Source organism: Sphingobacterium sp. UBA5996 (assembly GCF_002429765.1).
Lineage (GTDB): Bacteria > Bacteroidota > Bacteroidia > Sphingobacteriales > Sphingobacteriaceae > Sphingobacterium.
The window spans coordinates 26,841-44,693 of the sequence record NZ_DJAS01000025.1; the positions used below are offsets into that span (position 1 = coordinate 26,841).

The following is a 17,853-nucleotide window of genomic DNA, read 5'->3' on the forward strand; positions in this document are numbered from 1 at the left end:
TTGTGCGATTGATAAGTGAAAAAAATGATTTTTGACAAAATAATTACCTTTTAGCAACACTTTTAACTGTTTTTTACGTATTGCCTATACTAATCTTCTAAACGGTTTTAATGAGGCGAAATTAAATATTGAATGTGTTTGTGTTTTCAGAATTTTAATCTAATGACGTTCGTCCAAATTGGAAAATGGTCTAGCCAAACGACTAATTGAAATTGATTAGGATTGAAGCTTTGACTGTTCCAACACTTCGGCCAGAATCGTAATTCCTTCTTTAATCAGTTCCTCCGATAAAGAGCCATAGCCGAGTCGTATTCCACCAAATGTACGTTCTTTAGTGTAATTTTCGGGATGCGGTATATGTACTGATTTTTCCTTTAGTTTTTGGAATAACAACGCCCAGTTGATTTGGTGTTTAAGGGATAGCCATATGGCCAATCCTCCTTTAGGGGATGTATACTCCACATGATCCGGTAGAAATTTATCCAATTGGGCGACCATAAAATCACGTTTCTTTTTGTACAGCTGTGTTGCCTTTCGGATATGTCTACGGATGGTTCCATCCTGAATGAGCTCGAGCACTGCTTGCTCCATGATGTTGTCTCCCTGAATATCGATGATGGATCGGAGTTCGGTAATTTGCTGGAGCAGATATTCGTTTCTCGTTGCAAGATAACCGATACGGAGTGCTGGCGCAACCACTTTGCTCAACGTGCCGATGTAAACATTATTGATCAGTTCAGGCTGTGAGGCGAGCGGGTAATAGGGGGCTTGTTCAAAATGAAATTCGTAATCGTAATCATCTTCGATGATTACAAAGTTATATTTGTTGGATAGCTCAACTAATTGAGCACGGCGTTCTTTGCTTAATGTGACGGTGGTTGGATATTGTCTATGTGGGGTAAGGTATAAAGCCTTGATGGGATTCTTTTTCAATAGATGTGGTAGCAGCTCCTCAACCTTAAGCCCATTTTCATCTACTGGGATAGGAATTAATTTTGCACCAGCTTTTTCAAAGATCTTCCAGGCCGAATGATATCCTGGAGATTCCACAAAAATATAGTCATTGTGCTGTAACAAGCATTGGGCAACAAGATACATGGCCATTTGGCTACCCCGACTGATACAGATATGATCTTCATTGATGCGCATGTTACGCTCGATGTTAAGCATGTTTGCGATTTCCTGCCGAAAATCAATATGGCCCCTCGGATCGGCATAACCCATCATTTTCCAGCGTGCACTGCGTTTAAATAGTTGACGATAAGCTCTTCCAAGCTGCTCTACCGGCGCAATTTTACTGTCTGGATTACCGTCATCGAAGATGATGCGCTGGGGAGCCTGATGATCTGACCATGCTATCTTTTGTTCCGTATATAGGTTGGAGCCATAAGGTAATTGTGCTGCAACAAATATACCTCTACGCGGTTGACTAAGTAACCAACCTTCGCTGACTAGCAACTGTATGGCCTCAATTACTGTATTCCGGTTCACTTTTAGCTGCGCTGCAAGTGATCGACTGCTCGGTAAGGCCGTTCCTCTCGGCAGCCTGCCTGATTGTATGGCTGCGGCAACATTATCTGCTATTTGGATGTAAATTGCTTTTGCAGAAGATCTGTCAATGTCTATTGTTAAATTCCAAGGTCTAAGCATGGGGCTTTCATATCGGGTAATTATCCAAAGATACGATTGTTCAGCAGGATTAAAATATACAGGATGTCGCGCGCGAGATCAGCGCTAAGCTATTGTTTTTAAGATGAGTTATTTGCTTGGTTGTCCGCGTCGGCTGGACTAGTAGTAAATAACCTTTTTGGACTAGTACGTAAAGTATATTTAAGCTGATTTTTGAGTTTTATTAATACGAATTGATTCATGAAACCATTTCCAGTTTTTGAGAAAGTTGATATTGCAATCGAACGCGCTTTAGGTTGCTTTGTGTATGATGACCAGCAGCAGTCCTATTTGGATCTATATGGCGGGCATGCAGTTATTTCTGTTGGGCATAGTCATCCCCATGTTATCGCACAGGTTTTACAACAGATCAATAAGATTGGATTTTATTCAAATGCGGTTAAGAATGACTTGCAGGACCGTTTTGCTCAACGCCTAGGCTTAGCTTGTGGTTATCCGACCTATGCTGTCTTTTTTAGTAATTCTGGTGCTGAGGCAAACGAAAATGCACTGAAGTTGGCTTCATTCCATACGGGGAGGAGGAAAGTCTTAGCAATGTCCAATGCGTTTCATGGGAGGACCTCAGCGGCAGTTTCGGCAACGGATATTCGATCTATCCGTGCGCCATTAAATGAAAGTGAACAGTTTGTTTTCACGCCCTTCAATGATATCTCCAGTTTGAAAAAACAATTGGAAACAGAAGAATACTGCGCTGTAATTATTGAACCTATTCAAGGTGTTGGAGGAATCCATCAGGCAAGTCCTGATTTCTTGCAAGCAGTGAGATCAATTTGTACAGCAACGGGTACGTTGCTTATTTTGGATGAAATTCAATGTGGATATGGACGTACAGGGCTTTTCTTTGCACATCAGCATGCTGGGATAGAAGCCGATCTGATTACTGTTGCCAAAGGAATTGCAAATGGACTTCCCATGGGAGCCACGATTATTTCTCCAAAGATAAAGCCTGTGATGGGACAATTAGGGACTACTTTTGGTGGCAGTCAGGTGGTGTGCGCGGCGGCTTTAGCAGTATTGGATGTTATCCATAACGAACAATTGATCGACAATGCGGCTGCTGTAGGTGAATTTTTGTTAACAGAATTGAGGACAATAGATGGCGTGAGTGAGGTGAGAGGCCGAGGCCTGATGATTGGCGTAGAATTTGAAAACGACATTAAACGACTACGGGAAGAACTGCTGTTTTCTGAAAAGGTTTTTACGGGGTATGCCGGACGCTATACGCTCCGTTTGTTACCACCGTTGTGTTTCACCCGGAATGACGCAGAGACTTTTCTGAAGAGTCTGCGGAAGCTCGTGCACAAAGATAGATCATCCTACTAACGGTGCATTGATTGATTTTTCAAGAATTTTAGGGGGGAATCCTTAAAATTGACTGTCGTGTTTTGATAAATGTCGTAAAAGAATTAATTTCAATTTATCTTTTCGATCAGTACTAGCTTATATTTAAATTCATGAAAACAAAAAAAACTTTGCCTACAGCGGGTTTAGTGAGCATTAAAGAGGGTAAATTACTATTGGCATATAGCAACAATAGAAAGGCGTGGTATCTGCCAGGCGGCAAAATTGATGCTGGAGAGGAAGCTTTGCAGTCTCTCCGTCGGGAGATTTTGGAGGAGCTAAATATTAATCTGGATCCGGATAAAATCTCCTATTATTGCCATATAACAGCTTCGGCATACGGGCTTGCACCGGAGGTTATCATGGAACAGGAATGTTTTCTATATCCATTAACAGAGCCGATAGAACCCAGTAATGAGATTGGGGCCGTTCGTTATTTTTCACACCAGGAATACCTGGAGGAATCTGTCCAGGTTATTGGTGTTTTGCATGTGTTTGACAAGCTAAAGGCTGATGGATTGATTTAAAATAGCCATTTGTGTTTATATCCCATAACCTTCATTGAGACAGCTGATCCCTTTTGTATCTTTTAAACGGACAATTTTCTGGTTTTGGGTATCTATTCGCCATGCTGTGATGATGGTGTTGAAATATTCTTTGTCTTCATCAACATGACTAATGGCTATAATTTCTGTATTTGGTTTATCACCTTGTTTGCAGTTACATAAGCTAAGTTGTTGGTCGGGTTTAAGTTTTTGAATATTGATGGTGTCCAAAATCATGTATTTTACTTTACCTTTACCTGCTTTTTCATCGGGTAGCACTTCCTCTAGAATACAGATGCCATTTTTTGCATTTGTAAAATAGCCGGCAGCAAAGCGGTGGTCTCCCTGCGGATGCTCGCCAGTTTCGACGATTGCACCAGTTGAATACTTGTAGGATTTTAATTCGGCAATCTCATTGATCTCTCTGAATACCTTGCCATATAAAGGATTTCGCTGATCATTCGGACTGTTGAAACTGGACCAACAGCAGACCGATAGCACTGCCAATGAAATAATTAGTGTATGTCTCATGGTGTCAAATCATTAATTACGCTATTAAGATAATAATTCTCTTTGTTATTTTAATGCATGTTTTAATTAAAGCCCTATTTTGGTCGACTAAATTTACAAAAAGTAATTAGCGTTTTTTTTTAATTCTTTGCGGCCTGTATTTTGAAAGAGCAGTGGGAATCGATCGGCATTAATGGATACATGGCTTTGTTAAAGTCTTTCTTGTGAGGTAGTTTGCATACGCTTTAAAATTTTTCATGTATTTTTGTGCCGTGAAATTTCGATTTAAAAATGGCGAGCAGAAAAATAGTATTATCCTGATTGTCTGTTTGTTGTTGCTGCTGCTGGTAGGGGGAGGACTGCTCGGTATTATCCATCATAAAGTTGATCGTCTTAAGAAAAGAATATTGATTGATTTTGCTGATGAGAATATGTTGCTTGTCAAGAAGCAACTAGAATTGTTGCAGCAAGATCTGTACCTTTCTGAGAAAAAGATATTGGAACAACCCGTTTTCGATCCAAAAGAAAGTGGGGATTCCTTATTGGTCATTATCCCTGTGGGTCAGGTTGAAGATGTGGGCAACAGGATGCTAACATTGTTACGTACCCGGACAATACATCATCGGCTGTATCATATTTACATGGATATTGAACGGCTGAATGCTTATTTTTCAAAACTCAACTTTGGAAGGCGCGCTTACTTTGAGATCTATGACGACCGCGGTATCTGTGTGTATTCTCCAGATAATAGGAGGTGGGGACGAAGAAATACTGCTGCATTTTCAAAACAAGGTCAAATTGTCCAGTCTGATTTTCTTCAGCTGGACGTAATGGTCAATTCTTATCCTTCTAACATTCTTTTTGTTGGTGGTGAAATTAAGGTGTATGTTCTGTTGTTGAGCATCGAAGAGGAAATCCAGGAATTGTTGACTTATAGTATCTTGCTCGGTGTGGGGCTGATGCTGGTCGCTATGGCATTAATCTACTTCAATGTTGTGGAGCGGCGTAAAATTCAACAATTGAAATTGCTGGCCTTGGAACAGGAAAATGAATATACGCAGATGCGTCTTGTGCAATTGAGACAACAGATCAATCCACATTTTTTATTCAATACATTTGGTTCACTTCAGTACTTAATCGGAAAAGACGATGAACTGGCCAAGTCTTTTATTGGCAAGATGACTAAAGTCTATCGGAAGATGCTGCGTACAGACGAGGCGGAATGGTCTACGCTACGAGAGGAACTGGAATTGGGTAAAGCTTATTTCTTCTTGCAGCAGGTGCGTTTTGGGGCGGCATTAAATGATATGGACATTCAAATTTCAAATGAATTATTGGAAAAAAAGATTCCCCGTTTGGGTTTGCAAATGCTTGTTGAGAATGCGATAAAGCATACTCGTATTTCTAAAGAGAATCCGTTTACTATTCGGTTAATCTACATTCCGGAAAGCAACTTGCTGGAAATTAGCAACAACTGGCAGCCTCGGCAGGGGGCAGAGTCGGAAGGAGAGGGGTACGGTCTCAATTATTTATCATCGATCTATACTTATTATACAATGTCTGGTTTTCAGTTCGGAATAGAGGGGGGACAATTTATTGTACGATTACCACTCGCATAATACCTTATATGCGTAATGAAATTGAAGGTGTCTAACGTGTTCATGTTTTTATCGTGCGTGTTCATACCGCTAAACTACGTGTTCATCCCTTTATGTATTATTCTCTACAATATTTTTAACAAATTTGGCTCTTAATCCAGTGGTTTTAGTTTGTGATCAGCCTAATCTTATCCGATAAAATGTCAAGGCCTTTATAGCGTGCAATTTAGGATTGACTTCATGGAATAGATGCAATTACTTTCTACTATAACTTATCCTCAGCTGATACAAGCTTTGGTTAGACAATGGATATTCGGTTGATATTACATCGCCACCAGTGAAAAACAAATAGCGTGCCACGAGCTCATTTATGCCTTTGAAAGTGAGCTTAAAAATAATTATTTGATGAAAAACACTTATACAAAGCTAGCCGTAGGTCTTTTATTTTCAACGGGTCTAATGCAATCTTGTGCCATATTGCAAACAGTTGGTTTAAGAAAAAAAGAGACGGTTATTGCTGCCAAGGATTCGACAGACAAAAAAGACTCTACAGCGGCATACGACAAATTGTTGAAAGATGCACATGTGGACAGTGGGATGTTTACGGTGATCCGTAAGGAAAATAACTACTACTTTGAGATTCCATTGAAAAAGATGGGGCAAGATATTCTACTGATTCAGAAGTTATCTTCTGTTCCATTGGCGCTGAATGAGGCCGGCGTAAATAAAGGGATGAATTATGAAAATAAGGTCATTCGTTTTACTCATCGTAAGGAGAAAAAAGAAGTGTGGGTTTCGGAGATTAAACCACAGGTCGAAGTACCCAAGGGTGATGCGATTGCGGCTTCAGTTTATGATAATTACCGTCCTTCTTATATCGAATCCTTTAAAGTCGAGAGCTACTCCAAAGACTCCAGTGCTGTAGTAATAAAAGTAAACAAGGTTTTTGATGGTTCAGAAAAGAGCTTTACGGATGTGTTTACCTCTTTGGGCTTGGGTACTTCGCCTAAGACCAGTATTTCTACGATCGAAGATATCAAATCATATTCGAATAATATCGTTGTGAAATCGGTATTGTCCACGAAGGTGACTGAAGGGAATGAATCGATGCCAGTTTCTCTAGAGATAACGAGCAATCTGTATGAGCTTCCAGAAACACCTATGGTTGCGCGTTTTGCCGATCCAAGAGTTGGATTCTTCACTTCACCACGTTGGTATTTTAACGATAAACAACAAGAACTGGATAAGAAAAATCTGGTCAATCGCTGGCGATTGGAACCGAAAGATGAAGACAAAGCGCGCTATTTGAAGGGGGAGCTTGTAGAACCAAAGAAGCCGATTGTTTTTTATTTGGATCCGGCGACACCAAAACAATGGCGTCAGGCAATCATTGATGGGGTACACGATTGGCAGGTCGCATTTGAAGCTGCTGGTTTCAAAAATGCAATTCTGGCCAAACAACAGCCCGACAGTGTCAAATTTGATCCGGACGACGCTAACGTTTCTTCTATCGTTTATGCAGCATCTGCACAGGCAAATGCGATGGGGCCATCCGTCGTTGACCCACGCTCGGGGGAGATATTGGAAGCTGATGTGATCTGGTGGCATAACGTTATGACTATTCTGAACAGCTGGATGCGTATACAGACAGGCATCGTCGATACAACAGTACGTGCTAATGTTTTTTCCGATGAGAAAATGGCACATGCCATTCGTTTTGTATCATCCCATGAAATTGGCCATACTTTGGGGCTTATGCATAATATGGGGGCATCGGCGAGTTTCCCCGTGGATTCATTACGTAGTAAAAGCTTTACCGCAAAAATGGGGGGAACAGCACCTTCTATCATGGATTATGCGCGTTTCAATTATGTAGCGCAACCTGAGGATGGTGTAGAACAGATTACCCCGGTGATCGGTGCATACGACAAGTATGCGATTGGCTGGGCCTACCGCTGGTACGGTAAAACACAGCCTTGGGATGAAATACCTTTGTTGAGAAAGGAAATTGATAACCATGTACACGATCCGATTTATCATTATGGTGAGCAACAGGATTCCAAAAATATCGTTGATCCGCGGGCTCAATCGGAAGATCTTGGTGATGACGCCATGAAAGCTGGTGAATATGGTATGCTGAATCTGCGTCGTATGATGCCAAATATAATCAATTGGACCACTAAGGTAGGCGATGATTACTACCGTGCTGGTAAATTATATATGGGGGTTGTCGGTCAATGGTACGCGTATGCGGACCATGTCTTAAATAACATCGGGGGTATCTATCTAGAAAATGCCGTTTTGGGCGATCAAAAAGATGCATATAGTCCAGTGCCGAAAGAAAAACAGGTGCGTGCTTTGGAATACCTCAAGAAAAATGTCTTTTACATGCCCGAGTGGTTGTTCGTGCCGGCGCTGATGGCAAAAACTTTTCCGTTGAGAGATTCGCCGATTGGACCATTTGAGTACGCTCCTTATAACTTACAACGTGAATTTCAATACGCTATGTTGTATAAACTTGTGAACGATGAGCGTCTACTGCGTATGGTTGAGATGGAAAATCTTTTTGGAAGTCAAAAAGCATGGAGTGCACCTGAGTTTCTGACTTCTGTACGTCAGACAATTTTTGCAAAAACCATCAGTGGACAAGCGTTGGATCTTAAAACACGGATGCTTCAACAAAACTATGTGGATGTGCTGATGGTCTCTACAAACAAATCCATGGAGAAGTTAAACGCGAAGAAACTGGCAGGCATTGAGCAGTTGGTTGAAGCGACACGACCTGCTCTATGTTTGCATCCACAACATGCATCCTCTTCGCAAGTTGAACTTCGGAATGTCCATGTCACCGGTATGATGCGCACGTCCGATATGCTGACCTACAAGCGCGCTGAATTATATGAGATCTACCAGTTGCTGAAACAAAAGCAGCGGACTGGTGATGCCATTACAAAATCGCATTACATGGATCTTTTACTACGTATTGCAAATACCTTAGAATTAAACTAATATATTAACATCTACCAAAATGAATAAGTTTTTAATACCGTTGACCTTCATGTGTGTGCACGTTGCGCATGCGCAGGAATCCAGGGAACTGAAAGGAAAGGTACTGGATGCGGTCACGTTAAAACCGGTCGTGGGGGCGACGGTTGTCGTTGAAAGTTCGGCAGTAGCAGAGGACATCGGTGTACCCAATCAGGTACAGCAGTCGGCATTGGGGTCGTTGACCGATGCGGCAGGTGAATTTCGACTGAAAGTGCCTAATAATTTAAAATATGTAACGATTAGCTATGTCGGATACCAGCGAATTCAGGTACCGGTATTTCAGGATCATAAAACCATTTTGTTACAGCCTAGCGGCGAATCTTTGGATGAGGTGATTGTAACGGGTTATACCGATATCAAAAAACGTAAAAATACGACTGCCTACAATAAAATCAACGTTGCTGATATCAAACAGACGGGAGTTGCATCGATCGACGAAATGTTGGCTGGTCAGGTCGCAGGTTTGCAGCTGAGTAATTTTAATGGTGGACCAAACAGTGCCCCACAGATCCGTATCCGGGGTACGGTATCACTCAATGGCACACAAGACCCATTATGGGTCATCGATGGCATGCCGATTGAAGGAGCTGAATTGCCCAAACGAATTGACAAAGACAATTTGAATAGCTTGAGTAATCTTCCGATTGCGGGTATCAATCCTGACGATATCGCCGATATTACGGTATTAAAGGATGCAGCGGCGACTTCCATCTATGGCGCGAGGGCGGCAAATGGAGTCATTGTGATTACCACAAAAAGAGGTAAATCTGGGCCCGCAAAACTGCAAGTGTCGGCCAATACCTTTGTGACGCAACGTCCGGATTTCGGTAAGCTCAATCTGATGGATGCTAACGAGAAGGTAGATTTTGAGTTATTGATGGCCGACCGCACCGATTTAAATTATCGTACGGATAAGGGCGCTGTTATGCGGATACTAAAAAAAGCAGATGCATTGGATGCTTATCGTTCGGGTGGTCTGGCCGCTTTGTTACCAGAAGTGCAGCAGTCGATCAATCAATTGCGTGCACAACAAACGGACTGGGGAAAAGAATTGTACCGTCAGGCGCTGAATCAGCAGTATTCTGCATCTATTTCGGGTGGTAATGACGGACATCGCTATTATATGTCCAGTGGTTTTTATGATGAAAAGGGAGCAACTAAAGGAGCTGATCTTCGTCGTTATTCCCTTACCTTAAACAACGACTTTACAATCAACGATCGATTTAAGGCGGGTATTAATGTATTAGGATCGATTTCGAATAGACAAAATCCGATTCAGGATCAAGATGCTTTTACGAACCCAAGTTATTATGTGCGTTCGGTTAACCCATATCTTTCTGTTTATGATCAATCTGGTAGATTCAACTATGATCCGGATATTGAGGGCTATGAAAAAGATACCTATATTCCTTTCAATGCTATAGAAGAAAGGGAAAATACCAAATATACTTTAACGAATAAGGCACTGAAAGCGATTGGTTACTTGGAATATACGATTATTCCACAATTGTCATTACGCTCCGAATTTGGCTTGCAGTTTGATGAAAACAGCACAGAAAAATTTGCCGATCAAGAGAGTTATAATACGCGCAAGTTACGTGCTGCTACACGGTATTACGATGCTGCTAGTAAAACTTATAAGTATTTCTTGCCTACTGGAGGTAAGATCGAAAATGACTATAATAGTATTTTTCAATATAACTGGAAAACTTACTTAAAGTACAACAAAAGCTGGAACGATCGCCATGAGCTGGAATTGATGGGAGGAACAGAGCTGCGACGTACTACAAATAAAGTGGTGTCAACCAAAGGATTTGGCTACAATCCGGCGACTTTGACTACCCAGAGCATTGTTTTTCCAAATAGTAACTATCAAACAGATTCAAGATTTCTTCAGTACAAAAAGGGATTTATTGAGAACTCATATGCGTCATTTTATGGGAATGCAACTTATACCTTTGACCGTAAGTACAACGTCAATGGTAGCATTCGTTACGATGGTTCAAACATGTTTGGTGTGGATCCAAAATATCGGTTTTTACCAATTTGGTCGCTTTCGGGATCGTGGAATGTGCTAGAAGAAGAGTTTATTAAAGGAAAAACGGCCTTGTCCGATTTGCGGGTACGGGCTTCATATGGTATCCAGGGAAATGTAGACCGCAATACCTATCCTTTTATCGTCGGTAACTATGGTAATACCACGCTTCTTCCGGGTAACACCGAGGGAACTGTGGTTGTTGATATGCCTGCCAATGACAAACTTCGTTGGGAACGGACACAGTCTTATAATGCCGGAATTGATTTGGGCTTATGGAAAAATCGATTAAACATTACTGTTGACTATTATAACAGAAAAAGTACTGACCTGATTGGTTTCAGCGCCTTACCTTTGGAAAATGGTTTTCAGAATGTTCAGGTTAACTGGGCGTCAGCACGAAATCAAGGTATTGAGTTGACGATTTCAAGCCGTCAGATTCAGACAGATAAGTTTTCTTGGTCAACGGATTTCAATATCGCACATAATGACAATAAATTATTAAAGGTCATGAATGATCCTAAAGCGTATGCGCCGGAGGCACAGGAGGGACGTCCCATAAATGGTTTATATGTATTGGAAACTGCAGGTTTGGATAAAGATGGCGTAATGCAATTTAGAAATCAGGATGGGTCCGTTTCAAGTTTTGAAGAGTTTTATGGTTTATACGATCCATGGGCAGAATTCTTACCGGGCTATACTTCGCAAACCGATATGACTGCTGCAGAATACCGTTCTAAATTTAAATACAAGGGTAGTAAAGATCCGAAGTTTATCGGTGGAATGACTAACCGTTTCCGTTATGGTAACTTTGACCTTGCGATTTCTGCAGTGTTTAATTTGGAGCGTTGGGTAAGCCGTACCCCGACTTATAATCCGGCTTTGGTAGACCGTGGGCAGAATTATACAACAGATCTTTTTAAGGCATTGCAAGAAGGTGGTAATATGCCTGCTTTGGGAAGCATAAGTTCCGAATTCAATGATCGTTGGATGGCCTATGCTTGGATGGAAAGCAACGATCCGATCAACTCTTTCAAGCAGTATGATATCTGGGCAAAAAAGATGAGCTATGTCCGCATCAATAGTATTCGATTAGGGTATACTTTACCGGCTGCAGTAAGTAAAAAAATTGGTGCGAGCAATTTGCGTGTGAATGTAGAAGGGCGTAATCTCTTTGTTTTCGGCGCAAATTACGATGGGTATTTTGATCCAGAGACCTACGGCAACTATTATGCACAACCAATAAGTAAATCTTTTGCTTTTGGTCTTTCTGCAAGTTTTTAATTCTCTTAATTGATTTTTAACATGAAAAAGATAATTTATTTTGGAATGATCATGACAGCAAGTGCATTGACATCCTGCAATAAATATTTAGATATACAACCGGTTGGAACAGTCATCCCTGCTTCGGAAAGTGATTTTAGGGGATTAATGACAAGTAGCTATGTGGGGTTTCCAACACATAAGTCTTATTTGTCCTTGCGTACGGATGAACTATTGTTGGATGAAAGTTCAACCGATGCCGCTAGAACCAAAGATATCTATCTTTGGAACGACCAAAATCCTGACGCAACAACAATCGCTTATCCCTATTTGGCATTTTACAACAGTATTTTTTATACCAATCAAATTATCAGCACCATCGATGAAAAATTAGGAAGTAATGCCACGGTAGATCAGATTAAAGGTGAGGCCTACCTGATGCGTGCATATGCTCATTTTGAGTTGTTAAATCTTTACAGTGAGGTCTATTCAGCGGGTAATGCAGGGCTTCGGGGTGTTCCTTTATCGACAAAGATTGACCTGGAACAACGTTTTGTTCCCGCGACCATTGGTGAGTCTTATGCGCAGATCCTGACGGATATGGAAAAAGGAACAGCTTTACTGACTGTCGATGATCAGGCAAAAGGCGCTAATTATCGCTTTAGTAAACGCGCTGCGTATGCGATGGCCTCACGTGTTCATTTGTATCGCGGAGAGTGGCAGGAAGCGATTGATGCTGCTAAAAAAGCTTCGGCTATAAATGACAAACTGGTTGATCTGAATGTTGCTGGAAGTCAACTTCCGAACGATTTTGAATCAGCAGAGATGATTATGGCTCTGGAAAAGGTGTCCGTTCCTGAAGTTCGCTCAAGCTCGTTTATCTCGCCTTCTTTGTTATCGGCATACTCAGATGGTGATTTGAGAAAAGGCCGTTATTTCCAAAAAAGTGGCAGTAATTATGTATCTCTCAAAGGCGGTGAAAATCGTTTCAATGTGAGTTTTAGAAATGCTGATCTTTATTTGACTATGGCCGAATGTTACGTTCGTCTGGGAAATACCGCAGAAGCATTGAAGTATCTTTCGGCATTAAAGAAAAACAGATTCAGCACAGATGCATATGCCACAGAATCTAAAGCTGACGCTAGTTTATCAAAGGAGCAATTGCTAGATGCGGTCATGTTGGAGCGCAAGCGCGAACTGGCACTTGAAGGATTACGCTGGTATGATCTAAAACGGACGACCAGACCGACGATCACCCATAGTAGCTTCGGCAGAACGGTAACCTTACAGCAGAATGATCCTCGTTATGTCATTCGTTATCCACAGGAAGCCATCAACAATAATCCCGATCTGTTGAAATAATTGATTTTTTTTAAATCCTATATATATTAATCCATTTTCTTTTTAAGGAAATGGATTTTTTATTACATTCAACCCATGGGATGGAAAATACTGATTGTCGAAGATGAAGATTGGGCTTGCGTTGGTTTAAAGGAAATGCTGAACTCGCTATACGGCGAAACTATATTTACCTTTTCCAATGCAAAAGAGATTCAGGAGGCTGTGGTAGCGATCAATAAGCAGCATTTTGATCTGATTTTTATGGATATTCACCTTATGGATGGACTGAGCTTTGAGATTTTCAAGCAGGTGGCTGTTGATGTTCCTCTTATTTTTACGACCGCTTACGAACAATATGCCTTGGAGGCTTATCAAAATAAAGGTTATGCCTATTTGTTAAAACCTTTTGACGTTGATGAGCTGAAACAGGTAATGAATCGTATTGAGCCATTACTACCCAAAATCGAACCTCAACTCAAACAGCGGTTTCTAGTGAAGTACGGAAATTTTTTAAAGTCCTTGGCTATTGCTGATATTGCTTATTTTATGGCGGAGGACAAAGAGCTATATGCCGTGGAAAAGGGATCGGGAATCGCATATATTATTGAAGATACCATCACCCATTTGGTCACCCAGGTGGACCCAATGGTTTTTTTCCAGATCAATCGAAAATTTCTCGTTCGGATCGATGCGATTCAGTCCATGTTAAAAATTAGCAGGAATCGGATCAAGTTAGCATTAATACCACCAACCCCTGAAAGTATTGTTGTCATTGTCAGTGAAGAACGCTCTCCAAATTTTCAAAGATGGCTTGACCAATAATAGAGATTTGGATCAATTTAGCTTACTACCCGATATATTCATTCGAAACGAGCTGTTGATTCCGATAACTATGTTGGGTTAACTTTTCCACATAATGTTAATAACGTTGTTGAAAACCTGTTTATAAGAAAAATACATTTATTAACAGTACTTATTAACATTGTGTTGATAACGTTTCTTTTTCTTCTTTTTGCTTTTGTTCATCCAGATGATATATCCGGTAATGGGCAAGGACGCACAGCAGAGACTAGCTAGGCATGCAATGATTTTTGTTGAGATGTTACCTATGCTACCTGTGTGGATATCATAATTAAGGGCGCCCAACTTATCACCGTAGTGTAGTTGTTCGCTAGACTTGATTTCGTATAGATTATTGCCTCTTCTGTCAAAATAGAGCCAATCAAACACCCCGCTTCGTTTTTCATCATGGCGTACCTGAATATCCATTCCTGTTTGCGTATCTTTTTTCAATCGTATAGACATCATTTCAGCGGTGGGATAATTTGTCAGTGCATACCGCAACGCATTGTCCTGAAACTGATTTTCTGCCTTAGGTAATGGCACAGGTGAAATGCGCCCAGAAGATGCTGTTGTCGAGTGCAATACATTGAATGTTGCGATGTATGACTTTTTAAAGCCGGGGAAAGCAAAGGCGAGTCCAGTTATGGCAAAAATCAATCCTATGAATAGGCTATAAAAACCGATGACATTGTGCAGATCGTGGTTGAGTCGTTTCCATTTAACTTTGGTATCAAGCCAAAAACTTCGCTTGAGATTCTTGCTTTTCCATTTTTTTGGCCACCAAAGAACGATGCCACTAAGTAGGATAATAATAAAGATGGCGGTTGACCAAGAGACGATAGGATGGCCAAATCGCTTGCCCAAAAGTAGGTTAAGGTGAAGCTGAAGTGTCAGCTGAAAGAATTCTGTTTTTGAATTTTCAACGTGTTGTACTTGCCCGCTGTATGGGTTGACGAATACGCGTTTATAGTATTTGTAATAATTCCAGTGACCAAATGCGTTTTCGTCAGTTTTTACAGCACGAAACACCCAAGTGCGGTTCTTGGTTGGATAAAGGTCAATTCGCGTAATTTTCTCATCCTTTGGAAGGCTTTTCTGTGCATAGTGAATAAGCGTGCTTAAAGGAAGTGGAATGGTTGGATGGCCAGTGGTGTCGGAGATAAAATATTTTTCGGGATAAGCCACTAGTTTGAGCTCATCCTGAAAGGTGTATATACAGCCTGTCAGGCTTAGGATGGTGACGACAACACCGGTAATGATTCCGAGCCATTTATGCAACCAAAGGGTGACAGTTTTAAACATATCAAAATTTATAGTTGATGTTAAACGAGGCCAACATCCCTTGTCCTTTTACATACTCTTCATTTAGGGCACGGTATTGACTAACGACAGGATAATAATTTTTATTAAATAAGTTCTCTATTCCCATACCAATAGACCATTGTTTATTGATATGGTAGTTACTATTTAAATTAAATACATCAACAGATTTGACCGGTCCCTCGCTGTTTTTGTATATTCCTTTTTCGTTGGGAAGGAATCTGTCCCGTGACCCTGTATGTACCCAAAAAAGCTGAAAGGTAAGGGGTTGGATTGGCGTGTAGTAAATATATCCCGTTGCTTTTTTGGGAGAAATACGTGAGCCATTGAGGTAGGACTTTGTTCCGTCGTCCTTTTTGGATTTCCCTTCTACATAGGCATAAGTTCCACCAATGGTCAATTGCTGTGAAATGTTAGCGCTTAATGCAACTTCATATCCATATACATCCTCTGGCAGACGTTGGGGCATCAGGTAACCACCGATATCAACGAGTTCGACTCCCATTTTGGATGTACTGTAGTAGTAGGCAGCGGATAGTTGGAAAATACTATAATTACTTGAAAATCCTATTTCATAATTGTTGGTAATGATTGGATCAGTTTTTAGGCTGTCTAGGTCATTATCTGTTGCTCTGCGGACGATACGACCCAGTTCGTTAATCGCGAAACCCTGTGAGAAACTAATGAAGGGGTTAAAAATTGCATATTTGTTATAACGTAAGCCTGCATTGAAGGTTGCTCCTTTGTAAGGGATCTTTCCACCCTTTACAGCAATACTTCCCTCGTTATTGGGTCCTGTAGCAATGGTATTGAAGTCCTTGATTTTTACGGTTGCATTTTCATAGCGTACACCGCCTTTAAAGATTAAATTTTCTAGGAAATCAATCTTAATTTGGGCGTATGGAGCAATGTTTAACATATTCATATAGGGGATATAAACCCTTCCATCAGTCAGATTCTGATCTGTCACATCATTTAATAAGTCTATACCATAGGTAATGTCCGCATTGGATCCCAATAGCTGAAATGGCGTGTTGAGATTAACGCGTAATCCTTTTTTCTCCGAATTGATTTGTGTTTGTCCCGGACCATACCATGCAGAAGCTTTCTCGACATAACGATTCATTGAGCGAAACGTATTGTAGTACGCTGACGCCGTTAAAGATGTGGAGGCAAAGAGATTGTTTTTGTTGTAGGTCAGCATGGCATTGTGGTTGTAGGGAGTTCCAGCCGGTTTACCTGGATCTTCGCCTTTTACTCCTATCGTAGGAGTCTGTCCATATATACCTGCCTGGCTGATGTATCTGTTGTGTTGATTGCTTCTGTAGAAGTTGTACACTGCCGTTATATTAGAACTACTATCGATGCGGTAACCAGCCTTTAAGAATGCGTTGTATTGATAGGTGTTCGAAAGACCGTCAGTCTGACCAAGGGGGACACCGTCGCCGTCGCGTTGCAGTCCAACGTAATCGGCCGAACCGCTTACAGTATAATTCCATTTGTTTTTTTGACCATATAATGTTTGGCCTATGCGATATCCCATGGTACCCGCGCTGTTTACGGGATTAAATGTTGTTCGCAGACTAGTCATTCCCTGAATCGGTGCAGCATCTTTTGACGGGGTGCGCGTAATGTAATTGATAATGCCTCCTGCGGATCCATTTCCATAGATGGAAGTAGCACCTTTGATGACTTCAACTCGCTCAATGACGCTTGCGTCAATGGTGCGGAGATCACGTTGTCCATTCATCAAGGGGGTGGATTGTGGAATTCCATCAATCAAAACCAATACAGATCGTCCACGGAGGGTCTGGCCGGAATTGGTTGCTTTGTTTGTCGCAGTTCCAAGCCCAGGAATGGTGTTACCCAAAATAGTGGAAAGATTAGTGCTGATTTGGCTTTGGGCTTCAATCTCCTTTGTCGTTAAGATAGAAACTGAAGAAGGTACAGTGGAGATGCTTTCCGCTTTACGTCCTGCTGTTACAATGATCTCATCTAAAATTTGGGTAGAATTAAGCTGAATGATTAAGGGTTGTTGAACGGTATCTAAATTCACCATTTTTTCAACCGGAGAGAAGCCTGTATAGGATACTCGTAATTGAATAGTATTGCTTAAACTTTTTTTTGCAAAATTGAATTGCCCGAATTGATTGGAATATCCTACGCTCTTTCCATCAACTTTGATATTCGCTTGCCTTAATGGTTTATTTTCTCGGTCTTTTACAACAAGGGATATTTCTTGTGCATTTAGCTTAGCACTTAAAAGCAAAAAGATTCCACAATTGAACATCAAATAGCGTGTTCTATTCTTCATGGTAAT

Annotated in this window: 11 protein-coding genes; 7 read left to right on the top strand and 4 right to left on the bottom strand. The window is 41.0% G+C overall.

Annotated features, from left to right (window positions below):
- Positions 1-216 precede the first annotated feature (216 nt).
- Positions 217-1,650 carry a PLP-dependent aminotransferase family protein gene (locus B3E00_RS19570; RefSeq protein ID WP_293888111.1) on the bottom strand — a complete coding sequence of 478 codons (1,434 nt, stop codon included), beginning with the start codon at positions 1,648-1,650 and terminating at the stop codon, positions 217-219.
- A 219-nt stretch (positions 1,651-1,869) separates the two neighbouring features.
- On the opposite strand from B3E00_RS19570, the gene B3E00_RS19575 reads away from it, so the two are divergent.
- Positions 1,870-3,012, top strand: a complete 1,143-nt coding sequence (locus B3E00_RS19575; protein WP_293888109.1) for an aspartate aminotransferase family protein — start codon at positions 1,870-1,872, stop codon at positions 3,010-3,012.
- 131 nt (positions 3,013-3,143) lie between these two features.
- Complete coding sequence (locus B3E00_RS19580; RefSeq protein WP_293939741.1) at positions 3,144-3,557, top strand: NUDIX hydrolase; 414 nt, start codon at positions 3,144-3,146, stop codon at positions 3,555-3,557.
- A 15-nt stretch (positions 3,558-3,572) separates the two neighbouring features.
- Here B3E00_RS19580 and B3E00_RS19585 read toward each other — a convergent pair whose 3' ends face one another.
- On the bottom strand, positions 3,573-4,106 hold the full coding sequence (locus tag B3E00_RS19585; RefSeq protein ID WP_293939743.1) for a hypothetical protein: 534 nt from the start codon (positions 4,104-4,106) through the stop codon (positions 3,573-3,575).
- 236 nt (positions 4,107-4,342) lie between these two features.
- Here B3E00_RS19585 and B3E00_RS19590 point away from each other — a divergent pair, with 236 nt between their 5' ends.
- The 5 genes from B3E00_RS19590 (at position 4,343) to B3E00_RS19610 (ending at position 14,192) form a co-directional block, all read left to right on the top strand.
- Positions 4,343-5,704: a sensor histidine kinase gene (locus B3E00_RS19590; protein ID WP_293939745.1), complete on the top strand. Its 1,362-nt coding sequence runs from the start codon at positions 4,343-4,345 to the stop codon at positions 5,702-5,704.
- Positions 5,705-6,088: 384 nt separating this feature from the next.
- The gene (locus tag B3E00_RS19595) at positions 6,089-8,692 is read left to right on the top strand and encodes a zinc-dependent metalloprotease (protein WP_293939747.1); all 2,604 of its coding nucleotides are present in this window, start codon (positions 6,089-6,091) and stop codon (positions 8,690-8,692) included.
- Between the two features lie 19 nt (positions 8,693-8,711).
- Positions 8,712-12,050 carry a SusC/RagA family TonB-linked outer membrane protein gene (locus B3E00_RS19600; RefSeq protein WP_293939749.1) on the top strand — a complete coding sequence of 1,113 codons (3,339 nt, stop codon included), beginning with the start codon at positions 8,712-8,714 and terminating at the stop codon, positions 12,048-12,050.
- A 21-nt stretch (positions 12,051-12,071) separates the two neighbouring features.
- The gene (locus B3E00_RS19605) at positions 12,072-13,391 is read left to right on the top strand and encodes a RagB/SusD family nutrient uptake outer membrane protein (RefSeq protein ID WP_293884401.1); all 1,320 of its coding nucleotides are present in this window, start codon (positions 12,072-12,074) and stop codon (positions 13,389-13,391) included.
- A gap of 75 nt (positions 13,392-13,466) precedes the next feature.
- A complete protein-coding gene (locus B3E00_RS19610) occupies positions 13,467-14,192 on the top strand; it encodes a LytR/AlgR family response regulator transcription factor (protein ID WP_293884400.1) in 726 nt (241 codons plus the stop codon).
- Positions 14,193-14,333: 141 nt separating this feature from the next.
- Here B3E00_RS19610 and B3E00_RS19615 read toward each other — a convergent pair whose 3' ends face one another.
- Positions 14,334-15,515 carry a PepSY-associated TM helix domain-containing protein gene (locus B3E00_RS19615; protein ID WP_293884399.1) on the bottom strand — a complete coding sequence of 394 codons (1,182 nt, stop codon included), beginning with the start codon at positions 15,513-15,515 and terminating at the stop codon, positions 14,334-14,336.
- A gap of 1 nt (position 15,516) precedes the next feature.
- The gene (locus B3E00_RS19620; RefSeq protein ID WP_293884398.1) at positions 15,517-17,847 is read right to left on the bottom strand and encodes a TonB-dependent receptor; all 2,331 of its coding nucleotides are present in this window, start codon (positions 17,845-17,847) and stop codon (positions 15,517-15,519) included.
- Positions 17,848-17,853: the final 6 nt, after the last annotated feature.

Coding starts and splice junctions, on each gene's coding strand:
- B3E00_RS19585 (WP_293939743.1), bottom strand. CDS start 4,106: ATGAGACATACACTAATTATTTCATTGGCAGTGCTATCGGTCTGCTGT.
- B3E00_RS19595 (WP_293939747.1), top strand. CDS start 6,089: ATGAAAAACACTTATACAAAGCTAGCCGTAGGTCTTTTATTTTCAACG.
- B3E00_RS19600 (WP_293939749.1), top strand. CDS start 8,712: ATGAATAAGTTTTTAATACCGTTGACCTTCATGTGTGTGCACGTTGCG.
- B3E00_RS19580 (WP_293939741.1), top strand. CDS start 3,144: ATGAAAACAAAAAAAACTTTGCCTACAGCGGGTTTAGTGAGCATTAAA.
- B3E00_RS19605 (WP_293884401.1), top strand. CDS start 12,072: ATGAAAAAGATAATTTATTTTGGAATGATCATGACAGCAAGTGCATTG.
- B3E00_RS19590 (WP_293939745.1), top strand. CDS start 4,343: ATGTATTTTTGTGCCGTGAAATTTCGATTTAAAAATGGCGAGCAGAAA.
- B3E00_RS19615 (WP_293884399.1), bottom strand. CDS start 15,515: ATGTTTAAAACTGTCACCCTTTGGTTGCATAAATGGCTCGGAATCATT.
- B3E00_RS19575 (WP_293888109.1), top strand. CDS start 1,870: ATGAAACCATTTCCAGTTTTTGAGAAAGTTGATATTGCAATCGAACGC.
- B3E00_RS19620 (WP_293884398.1), bottom strand. CDS start 17,847: ATGAAGAATAGAACACGCTATTTGATGTTCAATTGTGGAATCTTTTTG.
- B3E00_RS19570 (WP_293888111.1), bottom strand. CDS start 1,650: ATGCTTAGACCTTGGAATTTAACAATAGACATTGACAGATCTTCTGCA.
- B3E00_RS19610 (WP_293884400.1), top strand. CDS start 13,467: ATGGGATGGAAAATACTGATTGTCGAAGATGAAGATTGGGCTTGCGTT.